The organism is Rhizobium sp. 0TCS1.26, from assembly GCF_050455525.1.
Lineage (GTDB): Bacteria > Pseudomonadota > Alphaproteobacteria > Rhizobiales > Rhizobiaceae > Neorhizobium.
This window is the reverse complement of the sequence record NZ_JBCIYV010000002.1, coordinates 1,173,127-1,191,327: the sequence shown is the minus strand read 5'-3', so window position 1 is coordinate 1,191,327 and position 18,201 is coordinate 1,173,127. Positions and strand designations below refer to the sequence as shown.

Annotated in this window: 21 protein-coding genes and 1 tRNA gene; 14 read left to right on the top strand and 8 right to left on the bottom strand. The window is 61.1% G+C overall.

Translation table 11 applies throughout. The annotated features are described in order from the left end of the window. Window positions 1–31: 31 nt before the first annotated feature. Window positions 32–352: a DUF1330 domain-containing protein gene (locus tag AAIH46_RS13075; protein ID WP_430306302.1), complete on the top strand. Its 321-nt coding sequence runs from the start codon at window positions 32–34 to the stop codon at window positions 350–352. 161 nt (window positions 353–513) lie between these two features. Then, window positions 514–1,044 carry a GNAT family N-acetyltransferase gene (locus tag AAIH46_RS13070; RefSeq protein ID WP_430306301.1) on the top strand — a complete coding sequence of 177 codons (531 nt, stop codon included), beginning with the start codon at window positions 514–516 and terminating at the stop codon, window positions 1,042–1,044. An 83-nt stretch (window positions 1,045–1,127) separates the two neighbouring features. On the opposite strand, the gene AAIH46_RS13065 is transcribed toward AAIH46_RS13070, so the two are convergent. Then, window positions 1,128–1,466, bottom strand: a complete 339-nt coding sequence (locus AAIH46_RS13065) for a hypothetical protein (RefSeq protein WP_430306300.1) — start codon at window positions 1,464–1,466, stop codon at window positions 1,128–1,130. 406 nt (window positions 1,467–1,872) lie between these two features. Between AAIH46_RS13065 and AAIH46_RS13060 the strand changes: the two genes are divergently transcribed. Further along, window positions 1,873–2,535, top strand: coding sequence for a transglutaminase domain-containing protein (locus tag AAIH46_RS13060; RefSeq protein WP_430306299.1), 663 nt, complete (start codon window positions 1,873–1,875; stop codon window positions 2,533–2,535). A gap of 319 nt (window positions 2,536–2,854) precedes the next feature. Here AAIH46_RS13060 and AAIH46_RS13055 read toward each other — a convergent pair whose 3' ends face one another. After that, on the bottom strand, window positions 2,855–3,601 hold the full coding sequence (locus tag AAIH46_RS13055; protein ID WP_430306298.1) for an NADPH-dependent F420 reductase: 747 nt from the start codon (window positions 3,599–3,601) through the stop codon (window positions 2,855–2,857). A gap of 11 nt (window positions 3,602–3,612) precedes the next feature. Beyond that, window positions 3,613–4,347, bottom strand: a complete 735-nt coding sequence (locus AAIH46_RS13050; protein ID WP_430306297.1) for an NADPH-dependent F420 reductase — start codon at window positions 4,345–4,347, stop codon at window positions 3,613–3,615. A 99-nt stretch (window positions 4,348–4,446) separates the two neighbouring features. Here AAIH46_RS13050 and AAIH46_RS13045 point away from each other — a divergent pair, with 99 nt between their 5' ends. After that, window positions 4,447–4,839: a winged helix-turn-helix transcriptional regulator gene (locus tag AAIH46_RS13045; RefSeq protein WP_430306296.1), complete on the top strand. Its 393-nt coding sequence runs from the start codon at window positions 4,447–4,449 to the stop codon at window positions 4,837–4,839. Window positions 4,840–4,959: 120 nt separating this feature from the next. On the opposite strand, the gene AAIH46_RS13040 is transcribed toward AAIH46_RS13045, so the two are convergent. The 5 genes from AAIH46_RS13040 to AAIH46_RS13020 all read right to left on the bottom strand — a co-directional run bounded on the left by AAIH46_RS13040 (window position 4,960) and on the right by AAIH46_RS13020 (window position 8,673). After that, a complete protein-coding gene (locus tag AAIH46_RS13040; protein ID WP_430306295.1) occupies window positions 4,960–5,130 on the bottom strand; it encodes a hypothetical protein in 171 nt (56 codons plus the stop codon). Window positions 5,131–6,202: 1,072 nt separating this feature from the next. Then, window positions 6,203–7,294: a tyrosine-type recombinase/integrase gene (locus AAIH46_RS13035; RefSeq protein ID WP_430306294.1), complete on the bottom strand. Its 1,092-nt coding sequence runs from the start codon at window positions 7,292–7,294 to the stop codon at window positions 6,203–6,205. A 197-nt stretch (window positions 7,295–7,491) separates the two neighbouring features. Further along, window positions 7,492–7,923, bottom strand: a complete 432-nt coding sequence (locus AAIH46_RS13030; RefSeq protein ID WP_430306293.1) for a helix-turn-helix domain-containing protein — start codon at window positions 7,921–7,923, stop codon at window positions 7,492–7,494. Beyond that, window positions 7,913–8,338 carry a helix-turn-helix transcriptional regulator gene (locus AAIH46_RS13025; protein ID WP_430306292.1) on the bottom strand — a complete coding sequence of 142 codons (426 nt, stop codon included), beginning with the start codon at window positions 8,336–8,338 and terminating at the stop codon, window positions 7,913–7,915. The genes AAIH46_RS13030 and AAIH46_RS13025 overlap by 11 nt, the downstream gene beginning before the upstream one ends. Before the next feature lie 245 nt (window positions 8,339–8,583). Next, window positions 8,584–8,673 (bottom strand) — tRNA-Ser (locus tag AAIH46_RS13020). A 207-nt stretch (window positions 8,674–8,880) separates the two neighbouring features. Between AAIH46_RS13020 and AAIH46_RS13015 the strand changes: the two genes are divergently transcribed. From AAIH46_RS13015 to deoA, 10 genes are all read left to right on the top strand, one after another. Beyond that, window positions 8,881–9,195 carry a hypothetical protein gene (locus tag AAIH46_RS13015; RefSeq protein ID WP_430306291.1) on the top strand — a complete coding sequence of 105 codons (315 nt, stop codon included), beginning with the start codon at window positions 8,881–8,883 and terminating at the stop codon, window positions 9,193–9,195. 42 nt (window positions 9,196–9,237) lie between these two features. After that, a complete protein-coding gene (gene msrA, locus AAIH46_RS13010; protein ID WP_430306290.1) occupies window positions 9,238–9,891 on the top strand; it encodes a peptide-methionine (S)-S-oxide reductase MsrA in 654 nt (217 codons plus the stop codon). 235 nt (window positions 9,892–10,126) lie between these two features. Continuing rightward, window positions 10,127–11,119, top strand: coding sequence for a BMP family lipoprotein (locus AAIH46_RS13005; protein ID WP_430306289.1), 993 nt, complete (start codon window positions 10,127–10,129; stop codon window positions 11,117–11,119). A gap of 75 nt (window positions 11,120–11,194) precedes the next feature. After that, window positions 11,195–12,703 carry an ABC transporter ATP-binding protein gene (locus tag AAIH46_RS13000; RefSeq protein WP_430306288.1) on the top strand — a complete coding sequence of 503 codons (1,509 nt, stop codon included), beginning with the start codon at window positions 11,195–11,197 and terminating at the stop codon, window positions 12,701–12,703. Between the two features lie 13 nt (window positions 12,704–12,716). Then, on the top strand, window positions 12,717–13,817 hold the full coding sequence (locus tag AAIH46_RS12995; RefSeq protein WP_430306287.1) for an ABC transporter permease: 1,101 nt from the start codon (window positions 12,717–12,719) through the stop codon (window positions 13,815–13,817). Window positions 13,818–13,828: 11 nt separating this feature from the next. Then, window positions 13,829–14,800, top strand: a complete 972-nt coding sequence (locus AAIH46_RS12990) for an ABC transporter permease (RefSeq protein WP_430306286.1) — start codon at window positions 13,829–13,831, stop codon at window positions 14,798–14,800. 4 nt (window positions 14,801–14,804) lie between these two features. Continuing rightward, window positions 14,805–15,197 carry a cytidine deaminase gene (locus AAIH46_RS12985; protein WP_430306285.1) on the top strand — a complete coding sequence of 131 codons (393 nt, stop codon included), beginning with the start codon at window positions 14,805–14,807 and terminating at the stop codon, window positions 15,195–15,197. Next, window positions 15,194–15,997, top strand: a complete 804-nt coding sequence (locus AAIH46_RS12980; protein ID WP_430306283.1) for a purine-nucleoside phosphorylase — start codon at window positions 15,194–15,196, stop codon at window positions 15,995–15,997. The genes AAIH46_RS12985 and AAIH46_RS12980 overlap by 4 nt, the downstream gene beginning before the upstream one ends. A 116-nt stretch (window positions 15,998–16,113) precedes the next feature. Beyond that, window positions 16,114–16,884 carry a deoxyribose-phosphate aldolase gene (gene deoC / locus AAIH46_RS12975; RefSeq protein ID WP_430306564.1) on the top strand — a complete coding sequence of 257 codons (771 nt, stop codon included), beginning with the start codon at window positions 16,114–16,116 and terminating at the stop codon, window positions 16,882–16,884. Window positions 16,885–16,888: 4 nt separating this feature from the next. Next, entirely contained in the window at window positions 16,889–18,199 is a 1,311-nt protein-coding gene (gene deoA, locus AAIH46_RS12970) for a thymidine phosphorylase (protein ID WP_430306282.1), read from the top strand. Window positions 18,200–18,201: the final 2 nt, after the last annotated feature.

Below are 18,201 nucleotides of genomic sequence, written 5' to 3'. Positions count from 1 at the left end.
GCCAAATACCGCCTTACGCGGATCGACTTCGATGACCGCCTATGCCGTCGGATTACTCCGTAACGTTCGCCTGAACGATGGGATCGTGGCTTACCTGTGCGGTATAGACGCAACACTGGAACCGTTTGGCGGGTGCTTCATCATCCACGGTGGCAGAAAGGAAGTGCTGGAAGGAGCGCCATCCGATGACCTGATCGTCATCGGCTTCCCGACTATGGAGGCCGCGCGTTCGTGGTATGCCTCATCCGCTTATCAGGCGCTGATTGGCTTGAGGAGCCAGGGAGCCGAAGGGGATGTCTTCTTGATCCAGGGTGTCGACGAAGCCCACCGCGCAACCGACATCCTGCAGTAGTTGATCGAACCGGCATCGCAAAACGGCAAACGCGTATCCATAGGGAGGTGGCGCCTCCGCGGCACTGCTGCGTTGGGCCTGAAGTGGGCATCGGAGGGCTGTCAGAATGATGCGCATGTTGCTAGTGAGACTGGGTGTTTTTAACAGCGAATGTCAGAGATATGTCGATACTTCCTACATTCACAACCACTCGTCTCATGCTCAAGCCGCGTAACCTGGTAGACCTTCCAGCCTGCTTGGCAATGGATCGTGACCCGGCAGTGACGAAGTTCATTCCCGGCCCCTGGTCAGACCCGGAGCGCCATGACGCATTCGTTAGAGAGCGGATCGGCACTGACTTCGGACACGGGCTCGGTTACTGGTCGGTTTTCCAGCACGATCACCCTGAACTCTTTCTCGGGTGGATTTTGCTTACTCCCACCGATAAGACAAAATCCCAAGTTGAAATCGGCTGGAGATTTACTCGAAATGCATGGGGAAAGGGATATGCAACTGAAGCCGCCAAGGCCATACTGGATTACGCAATGGAAACCCTTGATCTCGATGGTGTCGTCGCAAACATTGATCATGAGAACCTGGGATCGATCCAGGTCGCTCTGAAGATCGGCATGACGGATGAAGGCTTACAGGAGGGTGACGGCGATCCTTGCCGCGTCTTCAGAGCATGGCGCAATGCTTGCAAGCAGCGTTAAACAAACAAGCTATGAGGCCGCCGCTAATGGCGCAGATCGGCCTCAAATCAGCCGTTGGCCCGAAACGGGCTATCGTTGTTGCTTCAAGTCACGAACTGCGTGATATCCACGGCATCGCCGGGAAACACGGTAATATGCGGATGATCCTGAAATCGCAGCGCGGCTGCTTCAGCCGATTCCGCCTCGACGACCAAGTAGCCGCAGATGTGGTTCACGGCTTTGGCCACGCCGTCCTTCGTCACCCGCATCGTCTTGCCCACCATGCCACCGCGATCGAGGATGAACGCTGAGTTGTGCGCCTCCCACGCAGCCCATTGCGCGACACCCTCGGCATCGATCGCATCCTGCTCGGTCTTGGGCAAAGCACGAAACGACGCGACGTTTCCGGGTCTCATTGTGTAAACAGCAAGAAATCGAGCCACCCGCGCTCCCTCCATCGGGCCTGGATAGTAAGAGCTTACATGCCTGGTGTGAAAAAGCACTCTTTCTGATCGAACGGAGAAGCTGTGGTCGGGACAATGGCGATCGGCCCGAGGAGACTATGACAGCCTTCAGCTCGAAGCGCGTACGCCGTGCGCTTGACACCAATGCGCCCGCGCTGGATCATCCGGCCTTGGAGGTACGCATGGACAAGGTCACGCTGGATTACTTCCGAGAACCGGGCCCGCATACCACGGCAAGAAGAATAAGGTCGGGCTGGCAGGCGCTCCAACGGACATCGCCGACCTGGCTGACTGGATTCAGGAAAGAATGCTTCACGAACACTGGGCGTCGAGATATGGCGAATAGCCGACCCCGGAGCGCCGTGAACTCTCGCAAAGGAGATCGGTGGACGCCGTACTGGACGGCCTCCTGGCTGGGGGCACTTCACCACGTCCTCCTGCTGGTCGCGCAATTGGTGTCTGCAGCCATTTCTCACTGCTAGCGGTGTCGGCCTTGCGAGCGAACGGCCGTGCGGCCAGGTCGCGGTGCGGTTTCGGCACTTATTTCGCTCCCGAAAAGGCGATCGACCATTGGGTGGTGGAGGTCTGGAATGGTGATCGCTGGCGGATGGTCGATTTTCAGATCGATGACATTCAGCGAGCAGAACTGGGGTTGGTCTTCGACCCTCTCGACTTGCCGTCGGGTGAATTCTTGCCGGCCGCCCAGGCTTGGCAACTCTGCCGACGTGGCGAGGACGACCCCAATCGCTATGGCATCTTCGATGAAGGCGGCTTCTGGTTCATTGCCTCAAATATGATCCGTGACCTCGCCAGCCTGAACAAGGTCGAGATGCTGCCGTGGGACGACTGGGGTGCGATGCCATCCCCAGACGCGGTGATCAGCACCGAGGAACTGCGACGCTTCGATCATTTGGCGGAGGTCATACTGGACCCCGACCGTCATAGGGAAGGGGTCGGTTTACTCTATGGCGCTCCAGGGTTCGGCATGCCTGGAGAGGTCTTCAATGCTGTCAGGCAGGTTCGTGAGACGGTTTCGGTCGCGCAGTAGGTAATCAACTCGTCGGCTGAAGCTCTGCATGCTCGTGTACTATGCGACCGTAAATGCCAATGACCGCTGTTGGCGCTTAGCTGGCGAGGTCTCTCTTCTTCCATGCAAAGACACGCACTGTGGCTCCGCTCCTACCTACCCATAACTTGAGCTAGAAGTGGAAGGTATTCGCGCTATCCTCGATCGGGCTTCAGCCTGGATCATTGTTTCAGAGGCTGATGATCTGATTGGAATTCAACATGTCGGCCAACGCTCAGCGTGGTTGCTGCTGCGCGGAAGAGAGGCCACCACGCCGAAGGAGTGGCCTCGAGGAAGGGGGTCACATGAACAGTGCCCGGTTGATTTGGACGAGAACGTCTGCAGTAGGGTTCTTCCCTCCACCGCCGATGCGCTCCATGATGGCGGCCACCGCGAGGTCGCGGCGCTTGGGCAAACGCTCTTTCTCCGCCGCTTCCAAGGCCCGCGGCATCTCGCCCTTCGTCAGGTCAGTACAGTAGGCGGGCGCACCAGGCTGCTGCCGCCACGACTGCTCCAGCGGTCCCGCATCCACGGCGTCGAAGCCTGTATCCTCGACCAGGGCCATGGCCACGCGACGGTCACGCTCGCGGTCGGCAGCAACGGGTATCGCAATCCGATTCGGGCTTCCCGGCAGCGTGTTCAGGCGAGCGAAACTGTCTGAACCGATGGCATTCCACGCTTTGGCGATCGGACGACCGATTTGCTCAACAACCCACAGACTTTCGACCGCGCCGTTTTCGATGGCCGTGATCTTCTCATCGCGCAGAGGGTAATAGTTGGAGGTGTCGATCACCACCATATCCTCTGGAAGCCCCGCCAACAGAGGCGCAATCCCGGCGATGCGATTCAACGGGATCGACAGGATCAGCGCATCAACGTAGCGCACGGCGTCGCTTGCAGCGACCGCGCGGCCACCTGACGAGAGCACGTCCTGGCCAATCGTCTCGGGTCCGCGCGAGTTTGCGACCTTCACCTCATGTCCGGCTGCGCTCAACCTATGGACCAGGGTTTTTCCAATGTGGCCGGTGCCTAGAATACCTATCTTCATGGTGAAGCTCCTTACGCTGTGACCTTACGATTGAGGGCGATGGCCTCGTCATGATCCGGCATCTTTCCTGTCTCAGAAAACTGCTTGATCAACCTGTCTCGATTGTCGGCGGCGCGCGACTGATCTGCCGCTTGCAAGGCGGCCGTCAGCTCTGCGGTGCCGAGTTCCGTGCAGTAGGCGGGCGTGCCGGGCTGCTGACGCCAGGACGTAGCAAGCGAGTCCGCATCGAGTGCGTCGAAGCCCGTCTCCTCGACTAGTCGCATCGCGATCGCCTTGGCACCCGCGTCGTCACCGGCCACGGGGAGCGCGATACGTCCTGCCTCGCCTGCTGGCCGTCCTCTATCGGCGAGAGTGGCGGCAAGAGCCGCATTCCACGCCTTGATAACGGGCCGCTTGATCTGCTCGCTCACCCACACGCTTTCCGGCATGCCAGCGTCCACGTCCGCGATCGAGCCGTCGCGGAAGGGGTAGTAGTTCGAGGTGTCGATGACCAGAACCCCGGCTGCAACCTCCTTCACCAAGTCTGCCAGCGTCGGATAAGCCGCAAACGGAATCGAGAGAATGAGCACCTCGACATCCTTCACGACATCCTCGGCACGGACCGCCGTTGCGCCGATGTCGTGTGCCAGTTTGGCGATTGTCTCCGAGCCTTTCGAGTTCGCCAGCTTGACGGCGTGGCCGCTGGCCACCAGCTTCCTCGCGAGGGTTGAGCCAATGTTTCCCGCCCCTATGATACCGATTTTCAAATTTTACTCTCCGACTGCTGTCTCACTGCGAAGAATAGGTGTAGCTAGAGGTTCCAGCAAGAACCTACCAGAAGGTGGGTTACCCACGTCGAGGTAAGGATGGCCACTGAACGAGACTGGCGTTGTCATGATCCAAAGCAGCAGCTCATATGGGCAGCCGCTACCAGGGATGCCCTGAGGGTGCTGGAAGGAAAGTGGAAGATCGTCATCATCTGCCAGCTGTTTGGCGCAAAGGGGCCGCTGCGCTTCTCCGAGTTGGAGAGACGGGTCGAGGGCGTAAATCAGAAGATGCTCATTCAGCAGCTCAAGGAACTGGAGAAGGACGGGATCATCACGCGGACAGTGTATCCGCAGGTGCCTCCGAGAGTGGAATATGAGCTGAGTGAAATGGGCGTCGCGCTAGGTCCTGCCATGGCAGAGTTGATCGACTGGGCGTTCATGCGACGGGATCAGCTGGGCGAGCCTGCCGAGGTTCAGTCGGAAGCCGAATAGACTCTGCCGGAGTTCCGATGAGGCACTGAGCGCTCTTCATCAGTGCCGTGGAGGACGCGGAAGGCGAAAGCGAAACAACCAGACGCCGAAATCCGCAACCGATAACCACCGCGGCCTCCCTCACCGGTAGCCGATCAGCAAGCTCAACACCTTAAAGCTACCAGCGGCCTCGGCCAGCGGTAGCGCCATTTCGGATTCCGCCTTTTCCCTGTAAAGAGAACCTGGAAACGGGCCGGGGTGATCCCCATCGGCGCCGATGGGGATCATCGGCAGGAACGCCAGGACAGACACCGTTCCTCTGCACCGCTACATGACTGGTCAGCGGGCCGAAGTTGAACAGCTCCATAATCCGGTTAGCTGAATAACTAACGGAAGGTTGTCGGGCCGTGCCGGGCCCAGCACTCCTCTCGCCTGAGCGAGATCCCTTCTCCCTGGGACAACACGGAGACGTATAGGCGAATGGCCCCCCTCTGACAATTCAATAGAGCAGCTTTGCACCATATATGACATCTCGCGCGGGTTCAGCGCCACCGATGGTAAGGGAACATCACTGTCGATTGGATCGCAACCGGAGGCAGACGGGCAATGATCGTGTTGGGAGTTATCTAAGCGCGGCGGGTCAGCCACGCCGCCCAGACCAGGCTTGCGAAGAACGGGAGTGGCTCGTCAAATCTGGCAGCGCTAAGCAGCGAAATGACTTCTGCTCCGAACGGGGCGGCTCCGCCCCTTGGAGGGTCTTGGCCATCTTCGCCCGAACCTCTTCAGGTTTAGGACCGGCATTCGCCAGCGTGCCGCCCAGGCCGCCATGAGCTGGGGGGTGGAACCCGTAGTCGCGGCGCCTCCAGACAGGGGGTGCAACACGCCAATCATGATGGCGGCGTCAAAGGATGCGGAGGAAGTCAGATCACGGAGGGTATCGAGAATTATCTCCACACGATCGACGATCCCTCGTCCACAAGGTGGGTTCGCTCCACCTCCAGCATCCGCTCCGAAGAATCGAGAGCAACGATGTCTATCGAGGCTCAAGCCGTGTGGCGGAGATGATCTCGCCAGCGGTTCCCCCGGTCCTCCCACCAGAAATTTGGCGCTTTCCCGTGCAAGAGCAGCCGACAACATTCAGGCGATAGTTCATGGCAGGCGTCATAGCCGGCCGAGGCAATCCGGCTCTTGCGGTCATACTCTTCGGCGCGGGGCATCGAACCTGACAGAGGCTTGGATCCTTTATCTCACAAGTGGTGTTCTGCGGGCTGGCGTGCCGCTCAACGGACGCCGCAGCTGCTGACGAGAGCAACTGCGGCGCTCCACTATAGATAAGCTGCCACCGCTGGCTGGCCTCATGCCATCGCGGTGGCATCGATGGCGATCAACGGTACGGCTTCAATATTTCAATCAGAGCCGTTCGGATATTTTCTGGAGCTCTCGCGAAGGGTTGCAGAATGTCATGTTGGGGATCCACTTCGCCACGATCGCGAATGTTTGCGATTAGTGCATGTTGTTGATCCTCAGGCAGGGCACCGTAGAACTCGCGCGTCGTAACATACCGTTCGTGCCCGAGGTTCTGGCTGAGTGCTTTCCGCTCCTCGGCGGTCGCACCCCAACGTTCGATATTCCGACCAATGGTCGCCCGGATCGCATGGGGACGGAAGTAAACGGTTTCTGCAACAGCGGCAGCCGCCTTTATGATCTTCCGCACGGGGTCTGTTGAGCTCAAGAACTCGAAACACTCATCTTTCGATGCACCCCACTCCTTGCGGAAGCCTCGGGGGAACAGAGGGACATCTTCCTTTGCAGCTATGCCACGAAGTTCCGCCACCCAGTTGATGACAATTTCTTCGAAATCCTCTCCAACAGGAAACCATGCGGTTCTCATCGTTTTACTGGCTTTAGTTGCCACCTCCCGCGCGTCCTGGAAAACCAGCTTCTGCGCTGTATCGACATGTTTCAACCTGAGCGTGACGAGCGCTCCGTTGCGAACGCCTGTCAGATACAGAAAGGCGATAATGGCTCGGTCGCGCCGCTGCAGAAGCGTATCCCGAGGAGATGCGGCAATTAGCTTCCGTATCTCGTCCACCGACGGTACGTATTTGTCAGTTGGCGCATTAGCGATTTTGACTAGACGTTTGGAAGGTGTGAAATAGTCGGGCAAGTCGCGCGCCAGCTTGCCATACTCCGGCCGCGTCACAAGCCAGCTGAAAAAAGCTCCAAGAGCGCGCAGGCTATGAACAACGGTTGAGGGAGACAAGCAGTTCTCGTCTTCGGCCTTCTGCCGAATGGACTCCTTAAATGAGATGATCTGCGTTCGGCTGACGCGCGCGAAGTCGATGCCACCTGTGAAGTCTTCGAATTGACGAATATACCGTGAGGCCGCGTCAATTGTCGCCTCGTGCAGTCCGCGGGCTTCATTGAGGTATTTCTGATAGTCGTAGATAGCGAATGCGTTTTGATGAGATGTCATTTGGTCTCGGATGGCTTCTGGTTACTGATTGTATGAAGGTTATCTGCACCGCAAACGGTGGAAGAAGGGGTTTCGGGTGCTAATTTCGGTACAAAAGAGGTGTCACCCGCAGCGGTAGACGGCAGGATTTGCCCGAAGCCTGCAATCAAGCGTTTTTGCCCAATCCCAATAGGAACCGGACAATCATATTAGCCTTGCTACTCGCTATCGGGATTGTGCATTGCTTCGGCTTGGATATCGGCCCACGCATCAGACTTGATCCACTTGCTGGCACGGCCACTGCCCTCCGGGCACGCCATCTCAACGCGGACTCGCTGTCGACCATGTTCGGCGGTCACCCCTCCCACCAAGAGCGAGTGCTTGTTGCCACATGAGACGCAATAGATTTCATATGCACCACACGGAGACTTACGTCGTTGACGACGGTCTCGATGGAAATGGTTCAGCTGATCGCCACGAAACAACCGACGCTTGTCCTTCTCGAAGTGCTTCAGACCGGTCCGGACCCAGTTTCCCAACGTGTTGCGACAAATGCCGTATAGCTCTTGCACCTCGTCAGGAGAGTAGAAGCGGTTGATCTTTGCGAGGCGATCGCTGTGAAGATTACGGCGGCGCGACTTACGGCTCATCGCGCGCGTCCGCCAGACGGGTCTGATAGGCAACAATTTCGCTGGCCAGCCAGCGGGTCGACCCCTTCTCGATCTTCAAAGGCTTGGGGAATTCCTCGGACGTTTTGTTCCAGCGCCAGATGGTCTGCTTGGTGACGCTGAAAAGCTCTGCCAATTTTTTGTCGGTAAGAAGCTGCTCCGGCTTTGCTGGAGTAATTGCAGTGTCGACGAGGTGGCGGAGCGGGCTTTGAGCGGAAACGTGGCCTCGCAATACCTGCGATACGGCCTGAACGACAAGATCAGCCAGCCACGCTTCATCGATGCGAGGATCAACCTTTCCTGAGCGAATGGCGTAATCATTTACTACCGGACCGGTCTGAGGACCGGGCGGCGTTTGGATGTTCTCGGGGGGGTGTGCAGCCGGACGCTTGCGCATGCTGTTCCCTTTCTCCGCCATTGGCGGAACTTGGGAAGCTAGCACTCCTGCGCAGACTTCAGATTGATTCCATCTCGGTGATGCCCACCAGATGTGCCACATGAGTATCAAAGAGCACTCATGTGGCAACAGGGGCCATCATCAATTTCCACAGGTAACAGAAAAATGAGCTGATGGGCTGCGTGATGGGCCGAGAACGCGCGTCCCAAAAATCTAACTATTAATCAGTGGCTTAGGGAGGAATATGGCGGACAGAGCGGGATTCGAACCCGCGATACGCTCTCACGTATACACACTTTCCAGGCGTGCGCCTTCAACCACTCGGCCACCTGTCCTTGAAACCACCGCGCCGCTGATTGCCGCGAAGCAGGGATCGGGGCGGGTATATACCGATGAACTTGAACGGATCAACCGGAATCTGAAAGATTCCTGGCCGGCGGCCTTAGACCCCCTTGCGCAGGCCGCGCCGCCGATCAAGATTGCCGGATCGGCTCACAGCTGGTTCAGACTTTGTTAATCCGCGTGGAGATAGGGCGGCGTCCATGGCATTCTTGTTGCGGTTCCTCAGTCTCCTGTCCCTGATGTCCGCGATTGCCGCGGGCACGGTCGATTCGATCGTCTCGGTCTCCTCTTCGTCGGTCGCCTTTACCAGCTTCGGCGACGACTGGGCGGCGATCAGTCCCGCCAGCCTGGATCTGGTGAAAGCCTGGGTCGAACACTATATTCACCCGGAAGCCTGGCGCAGCGGCGCTGCCGTCATCCTTGCACAGCCTGCCTTCGCCGTTCTGCTGGGATTTTCCCTGCTGTTCTGGATGATGGGATATCGGCGTCCAAGGCCGTACGGCGTGCTCGCCTGATCGACCATACCGATTGCCGCCGGCCCAACCGAGGAGACGCAGATGTTCCTGATCGACATGTTCAACAAGAAGACCGTGATGCCGAAGCCGGATACGGCGCTTCCAGGGCGCGCCGAGCCGCTGCCGACATCCGAGCTTCACTTCGTCAACGGCAACCCGCTGAAGGGACCCTATCCCGACAACATGCATGTCGCCTATCTCGGCATGGGGTGCTTCTGGGGCGCCGAGCGGCTGTTCTGGACCATTCCCGGCGTCTGGGTCACGGCCGTCGGTTACCAGGGGGGCCTGACGCCGAACCCGACCTATCACGAGACGACCACCGGCATGACCGGCCATGCCGAGATCGTCAAGGTGGTCTTCGATCCCGCCATCGTCAGCTATGAGGCGCTGCTGAAGGTGTTCTTCGAGGAGCACGATCCGACGCAGGGGATGCGCCAGGGGAACGACGTCGGCACCACCTATCGCTCGGCCATCTACACGACGACGCCGGAACAGTTGAAGGCGGCGCAAGCTGCGCGTGACGCGTTCCAGCAGGCGCTTGCGGGCGCTGGCCGGAAGACCGAGATCACCACCGAAATTGCCCCGGCGGAAGAGTTCTTCTACGCCGAGGATTACCATCAGCAGTATTTGGCCAAGAACCCCGGCGGCTATTGCGGGCTGCGGGGAACCGGCGTCAGCTGCCCGATCGGCGGCTGACCGTTCAAAGCGAGTTCGAAGAGCCGCGGATTTGTGCAGATCCGCGGCTCTTTTTGTGCAGGTTTCCGGGCGACCGTCCGCTTTCGCACCGGCCGAAAAATTTCTGGTGAATTTCCGGCCAAGCCATGCAAGGATGGCCTCCAGCCAGGCATAAAGATAGGATACTGGCAACCGCAGACATGCCCAGCGGGCGTGCGGGGGGACCCACGATGAATAGCAAGAACAGGGCTGCACGATGAAGAAATCCGTTTTGACTCTCATTGCCATGGCGGCGCTTTCGACCACGGCGCTGGCGGCTGATATCAAGCCGGCGCTGGTCTATGGCACCGGTGGCAAGTTCGACAAATCCTTCAATGAGGCCGCCTATCAGGGCGCCGAGCAGTTCAAGAAGGAAACCGGTACCGAGTACCGCGATTTCGAGCCGACCAGCGATACCCAGGGCGAGCAGGCGATCCGCAATTTCGCCTCCAAGGGTTTCAACCCCGTCGTCGCCGTCTCCTTCGCCTGGACGTCGGCCATGGAAAAGGTCGCCGGCGAATTCCCCGACACCAAGTTCGTCATCGTTGATTCCGTCGTCGATCTGCCGAACGTCCGTTCGGTCGTCTACAAGGAAGAGGAAGGCTCCTACCTCGTTGGCGTTCTCGCCGGCATGGCCTCCAAGTCCGCCAAGGTCGGCTTCATCGGCGGCATGGACATCCCGCTCATCCGCAAGTTCGCCTGCGGCTATGCCCAGGGCGCCAAGGCTGCCAACGGCAAGATCCAGGTACTGCAGAACATGACCGGCACCACCGGTGCCGCCTGGAACGATCCGGTGCGCGGCGGTGAGCTGACGAAGAACCAGATCGACCAGGGTGCCGACGTCGTTTACGCAGCAGCCGGCGCTACCGGCCTCGGCGTGCTCCAGACGGCAGCCGACAACAAGAAGATGTCGATCGGCGTCGATTCCAACCAGAACCACCTGCACCCGGGTTCGGTGCTGACCTCGATGGTCAAGCGCGTCGATCTCGCCGTGTACAACGCCTATAAGGATACTGCCGCCGACAAGTTCACCGCCGGCGTGCAGGCCAACGGCGTGGCGCAGGATGGCGTCAGCTACGCGCTCGACGACAACAATGCCAAGCTGATCACCCCGGAGATGAAGGCGGCCGTCGAGAAGGCCAAGGCCGACATCATTGCCGGCACCGTCAAGGTCCATGACTACATGTCGGACAACAGCTGCCCGATGTAAGACCGATGGAGGGCGTATGGCGGGTTCGCCATACGCCCTTTCCATGTCCGGCTTCCGGAAACGAAAGGCCAGCGTGTGAGCCAGCATCCCGCGATCGAACTGGTGGGTATCGACAAGAGCTTCGGTACGGTCCACGCCAACAGGAACATCAATCTCAAGGTTGAGAAAGGGACGATCCACGGCATCATCGGCGAGAACGGTGCCGGCAAGTCGACCCTGATGTCCATTCTCTACGGCTTTTACCAGGCCGACCGCGGCGAGATCCGCGTCGACGGCAGGCAGATCGCCATCCGCGACAGCCAGGCGGCGATCGCTGCAGGCATCGGCATGGTGCATCAGCACTTCATGCTGGTTGAGAACTTCACCGTGCTTGAAAACATCATGCTCGGCGCCGAAGGCGGACAGCTGCTCGCCAAGGGCGTTGCCGGCGCGCGCACCGAGCTGAAGCGGCTCGAATCCGAGTATGGCCTGGACGTCGATCCGGACGCGGTCGTCGAGGAACTGCCGGTCGGCCGCCAGCAGCGCGTCGAAATCCTCAAGGCACTGTACCGCAATGCCGACATCCTGATCCTCGATGAACCGACCGGTGTTCTGACCCCGGCCGAAGCGGATCACCTGTTCAAGGTGCTGCGGGTTCTGCGAGACCAGGGCAAGACCGTCATCCTCATCACCCACAAGCTGCGCGAGATCATGGCCATCACCGACGAGGTGTCGGTCATGCGCCGCGGCGAGATGGTCGCCACCCGCAAGACGGCTGAAACGACGGTCGAGGAACTCGCCGAACTGATGGTCGGCCGGCGGGTGCTGCTGCGGGTCGAAAAGGGCGAGCCGAAGCCCGGCAAGGTGCTGCTCTCGGTCAAGAACCTCACGGTTCGCGACAGCCGCGGCGTGACCATGGTCGACAACGTCTCGTTCGACGTGCGCGAGGGCGAGATCGTCGGCATCGCAGGCGTTGCCGGCAACGGCCAGTCGGAACTGCTGGAAGCGATTGCCGGCATCCGCAAGCCGACATCAGGCGAGATCCTGCTCGACGGCCAGCCGATCGGCAGCGCCGACCCGGCCCGGCTGCGCGAGCTCGGCCTTGCGCATATTCCCGAAGACCGACACCACATGGGACTGGTGCTGAAGTTCGAGGAATACGAGAACTCGGTTCTTGGCTATCACCGCAATGCCCGCTACGGCCGCACATTCCTCGATCTGAAGGCGATCCAGGCCGACGCCGAGGAGAAGATCCGCAAATACGACATCCGGCCGCCGAACCCGCGGTTGAAGACCGCCAACTTTTCCGGCGGCAACCAGCAGAAGATCGTCGTCGCCCGCGAGATCGAGCGCGATCCCAAGGCGCTGATCATCGGCCAGCCCACGCGCGGCGTCGATATCGGCGCCATCGAATTCATCCACCGCCGGATCGTCGAAATGCGCGATGCCGCCAAGGCGATCCTGGTGGTCTCCGTCGAACTCGACGAGATCCGCTCGCTGTCCGACCGCATCCTGGTGATGTTCGCCGGCAAGATCGTCGGTGAGAAGACACCCGATGCCGGCGAGCAGACGCTCGGATTGATGATGGCGGGGATCGCCGCATGAGGACCCACCGTTCATGAGTACTTCCGTACCCTTGCCCAACTGGATCAGCTACGGGCTGCTGCCGTTGCTGAACCTGGTCATGGCATTCCTGATCTCGGGCCTGGTCGTCTGGTGGATCGGCGAGGATCCGCTGGCGGCACTGCGGCTGCTGATCGAGGGCGCGCTCGGCCGCGGCGATGCGATCGGCTTCACGCTGTTCTACACGACAAGCTTCATCTTCACCGGCCTGTCGGTCGCTGTCGCCTTTCATGCCGGCCTGTTCAACATCGGCTCCGAAGGCCAGGCCTATGTCGGCGGGCTCGGTGCGGCGCTGGTGGCGCTGTCGCTCGATCGCTACGTGCCGTGGTACGTGACGATGCCGTTCGCGGTGATCGGCGCGGCCGTCTTCGGGGCCGGCTGGGCGCTGATCCCGGCCTGGCTGCAGGCAAAGCGCGGCAGCCACATCGTCATCACCACCATCATGTTCAACTTTATCGGCGCGGCGCTGATGGTCTACCTTCTGGTGAACGTCTTCATCGTGCCCGGCAAGATGGCGCCGGAGACGCGGACATTCCTGCCCGGCGGGCAATTGCCGAAGCTGGACTGGCTGATGGCGTTGTTCGGCTTGAGGCTAGGCCCGGCGCCGTTCAACGTCTCATTTCTGATCGCGCTGGTGATGTGCTTCCTCGTCTGGCTGCTCATCTGGCGCACCAAGTTCGGCTTCGAGATGCGCACGCTGGGCATCAGCCCGCCCGCGGCCATCTATGCCGGCATTCCCTATGCCCGCACGGTCATCATCGCCATGCTGATCTCCGGCGGTCTGGCGGGCATGATGGCGCTCAACCCGGTGATGGGCGCCTCGGCGCGCCTGCAGGTGGAATTCGTTGGCGGCGCCGGCTTCGTCGGTATCGCCGTCTCGCTCATGGGTCGCAGCCACCCGCTCGGCATCATCTTTTCGGCGCTGCTGTTCGGCATCCTCTACCAGGGCGGCGCCGACCTCTCCTTCGAGATGCCCAACATCACCCGTGAAATGATCGTCGTCATCCAGGGTCTGGTGATCCTGTTCGCCGGTGCGCTGGAATACATGTTCCGGCCGGCCATGGTTCAGCTCTACCAGCGCTTGAAGCGGGCATAAGGGAGGACGGCATGGATTTCTTCGACATCCTCGTCAGCATTCTGGGATCGACCATCCGTCTGTCGATCCCGCTTCTGTTCACAGCGCTTGCCGGCCTGTTCTCCGAACGCGCCGGCATCTTCGACATCGGCCTGGAAGGCAAGATGCTGGCTGCCGCCTTCGCCTCCGCCTGCCTTGCCTACATCACCGGCAATCCGTGGCTCGGCCTGCTCGGCGGCATTGCCGTCTCAATCATCTTCTCGCTCATCCACGGCTTCGCCTCGATCACCAATCGCGGCAACCAGATCGTCTCCGGCGTCGCCCTCAACTTCATCGCCGCCGGCCTGACGATCGTGCTTGGCCAGGCGTGGTTCGGCCAGGGCGGCCGCACGCCGCAGCTTGGCGGCGAGGCACGTTTCCAGCCGATCATCCTGCCGTTTGCCGATCAGATGCGCGAGGTGCCGTTCATCGGCCCGCTCTATGCCAATGTCATCTCCGGCAACAATATTCTGACCTACCTGGCTTTCGCCGCCGTGCCGCTCTCCTGGTGGGTGCTGTTTCGCACCCGCTTTGGTCTGCGCCTGCGCGCTGTCGGTGAGAATCCGGGCGCCGTCGATACGGCCGGCATCTCGGTCGCATGGCTGCGGTATCGCGCCGTCATTGTGGCCGGCTTCCTCTGCGGCTTTGCCGGCGCCTATCTGTCGATCGCCCAGTCGGCGGCCTTCATCAAGGATATGTCGGCGGGCAAGGGCTACATTGCACTCGCGGCCCTCATTTTTGCCAAGTGGAAGCCGGTGCCTGTAATGTTCGCCTGCCTGTTGTTCGGCTTCCTCGATGCGTTTGCCAACTTCATGCAGGGGCGGCCGGTGCCCGGCATCGGCGAGGTTCCGGTGCAGATCTTCCAGGCGCTGCCCTACATCCTTACCTGCGTCCTGCTTGCCGGCTTCATCGGCATTGCCCATCCGCCGAAGGCCGGCGGCGTGCCCTATACGAAGGAGCGTTGACCCGATGTCGCAAACTCTGTTCGAAGCAGCCCGTACCGCGATGGAAAAGGCCTATGCGCCCTATTCGAAGTTCCCGGTCGGGGCGGCCATTCTCGCCGATGACGGCAAGGTCTATGCCGGCGCCAACATCGAGAACCTCTCGTTTCCGCAAGGATGGTGCGCCGAGCCGACGGCGATCGGCGCCATGATCATGGGCGGCGGCCGGAAGATCGTCGAGATGGCGGTCATTGCCGAGAAGCTGGCGCTGTGCCCGCCCTGCGGCGGCTGCCGTCAGAAGATTGCCGAGTTTGCCGATGCGCAGACGCGGGTCTTTCTCTGCGATGACCAGGGTGTGCAGAAGACCATGACGATGGAGGAACTGCTGCCGTTCTCCTTCAAGACCGAGATCCTCGGATGAGGACCGTCATCGATCTTCTGGTGGACCGGCTGGACGGACTGATGCCGCGGCACGCGATCGTGCTCGGATCCGGTCTCGGCTCGCTGGTCGAACAGGTGCAGGATCCCGTTCGCATCTCCTACGGCGGCCTCCCGGGCTTTCCGGTGAGCGGAGTGACCGGCCATGCAGGGGAACTGGTGGCGGGGCGGCTCGGCCAACATCCGGTGATCATGCTCTCCGGCCGCGCCCATTACTATGAGCACGGTGACGCATCGGCGATGCGCTTTCCCCTCGAGGTGCTGCAGGGCATCGGCGTGCAGGCGCTGATCCTCACCAATTCGGCAGGCTCGGTGCGCCAGGACATGCCACCGGGCTCGGTGATGCAGATCACCGATCACATCAATTATTCCGGCATGAACCCGCTGATCGGCGAAGGCGGCGATCGGCGTTTCGTTGGGATGACGAATGCTTACGATGCCGAACTGGCGGTCGCCGTCCGCAATGCAGCGATCCGCACCGGCACGCCGCTGTTTACCGGCACCTACATGTGGTTCTCCGGCCCGAGCTTCGAAACACCGGCGGAGATCCGCATGGCCCGCACACTCGGCGCCGATGCCGTCGGCATGTCGACGGTGCCGGAGGTAATTCTGGCCCGCTATGTCGGGCTCAAGGTCGCCGCCTGTTCGGTCATCACCAATTACGGTGCCGGCATGACCGGTGCTGAACTGAGCCATGAGGAAACTAAGGAGATGGCACCTAAGGGTGGTGCACGTCTTGCGGCCATCCTCAGCGATCTTTTCAGCCAGTCCGGACTGGCCTGAGCGGCCCGACGACGCGAGACCCTCGGCGTCTGCCGGTATCCGTCTGGCCATGCGGGTTGCGCCTTATCCATCGAGAGCTACATATGATGACTTCGAGCAAGCCGGGAGTGAAGGCCATGGAACTGCTGAGCCCGCGAGAAGTGGCGACGTTCGCGCTGTCGCTGCTGGACCTGACCAATCTTCGCGATGACTGCGATGCAACCGCGATCGAGCAGCTGTGCCGCAAGGCCCAGTCGCCGTCGGGTGCAACCGCTGCGATCTGCATCTGGCCGCGTTTCGTCGCGCAGGCGCGTGGCCTGCTCGGTCCAGGCAATCAGGTGCGCATCGCCACGGTCGTCAACTTCCCGTCCGGCGATCTGCCGGTGGAACAGGTCGTTGCGGAAACCACCGCGGCTATCGCCGATGGTGCCGACGAGATCGATCTGGTCATCCCCTACCGCGCCTTCCTGGCCGGCGATGATGCCGCGGTGACGACCATGGTCGAGGCGGTTCGCGCGGCCTGCCCGCACGCGTGCCTGAAGGTGATCCTGGAGACGGGTGAGTTGAAGGACAGCGGCAGGATCCGCCAAGCCTCGGGCCTTGCCATCGCCGCCGGTGCGGACTTCATCAAGACCTCGACCGGCAAGGTGCAGGTCAATGCAACGCTGGAAGCAGCCGATATCATGCTGCAGGCAATCCGTGACAGCCGCAAGAAAGTGGGTTTCAAGCCGGCAGGCGGTATCTCGACGGTAGCGGATGCCGATCTCTACCTGCGGCTTGCCGAAACGATCATGGGACGGGACTGGTTGATGCCGTCGACCTTCCGGTTCGGCGCATCGAGCCTCCTGGACGACATCCTTGCGGTGATCAGCGGCAGCCCGTCGGCCCGCGTATCGACCGGATACTGAGATCGTGATCCCGCAGGAAACCATCCGCCGCAAACGTGACGGGGAGGAGTTGCCTGCCGCCGAGATCGGCGCCTTCATCGAGGCGATGACCGCGGGAAGCGTCTCCGAGGGGCAGATCGCAGCCTTCGCCATGGCCACCTTCTTTCGTGGCATGACGCGCGACGAAGTGATCGCGCTGACCCTCGCCATGCGGGATTCCGGCGATGTCCTGTCCTGGGCGGATGTCGGAAAGCCGATCTCCGACAAGCATTCGACCGGCGGCGTCGGCGACAATGTCTCGCTGATGCTGGCGCCGATCGCTGCCGCCTGCGGTCTGGCCGTCCCCATGATCTCCGGCCGCGGTCTTGGCCACACGGGCGGCACGCTCGACAAGCTCGGCGCCATTCCCGGCTACGACGTGATGCCGAGCGAAGCTATGTTCCGGCGGGCCGTCAACGAAGTAGGATGTGCAATCATTGGCCAGACGGGCGACCTGGCGCCGGCCGACAAGCGGCTCTATGCCGTGCGTGACGTCACCGCGACGGTCGAAGCCATCCCGCTGATCACCGCCTCCATTCTTTCCAAGAAGCTGGCGGCAGGGCTTCAACACCTTGTTCTCGACGTCAAGTTCGGCAACGGCGCCTTCATGCAGGGTGTCGAGGATGCCGAAGCATTGGCAAAATCGCTGGTCGAGGTGGCAAATGGCGCGGGCCTCGGTACCACGGCCCTGCTTACCGATATGAACGAACCGTTGGCGGATGCAGCGGGCAACGCTCTGGAAGTACTGCACTGCCTCGACGTGCTGTCGGGCAACAAGGCCGGCACGCGCAGCGAGACCGTAACGCTCGCCTTCGCCAGCGAGATGCTGCTCCAGGCCGGGATCGTACCGTCCCTGGAGGAGGGGGCGTCGATGGCGCGAGGTGCCATCACCTCCGGCCGGGCGCTCGAAACCTTCGGGCGCATGGTGCATGCGCTGGGCGGCCCCGCCGATTTCGTCGAGCGCCCGCGGCATCATCTGGCGGCTGCGCCAGTCACGGTCGCCGTCGCGGCACTGGCGACCGGATACCTCGCCGGCTGCGACACGCGGCTCGTGGGAATGGCTGTTGTCGAACTCGGCGGCGGTCGCCGCCAGGTCAGCGACGAGATCGATCCGCGCGTCGGGCTGGATCGCCTGCTGCCGCTCGGCACCTATGTGCAGAAGGGTGAGCCGATCGCTGTCGTGCACGGCGCCGACCAGGCGCTGGCGGAACATATCGCCGGCTACGTCGCCGGGCTCTACACGATCAGCGACGTGCCGCCGGAAACGCGGCCGGTCGTGCTGAAGAGGATCGGCTGAGA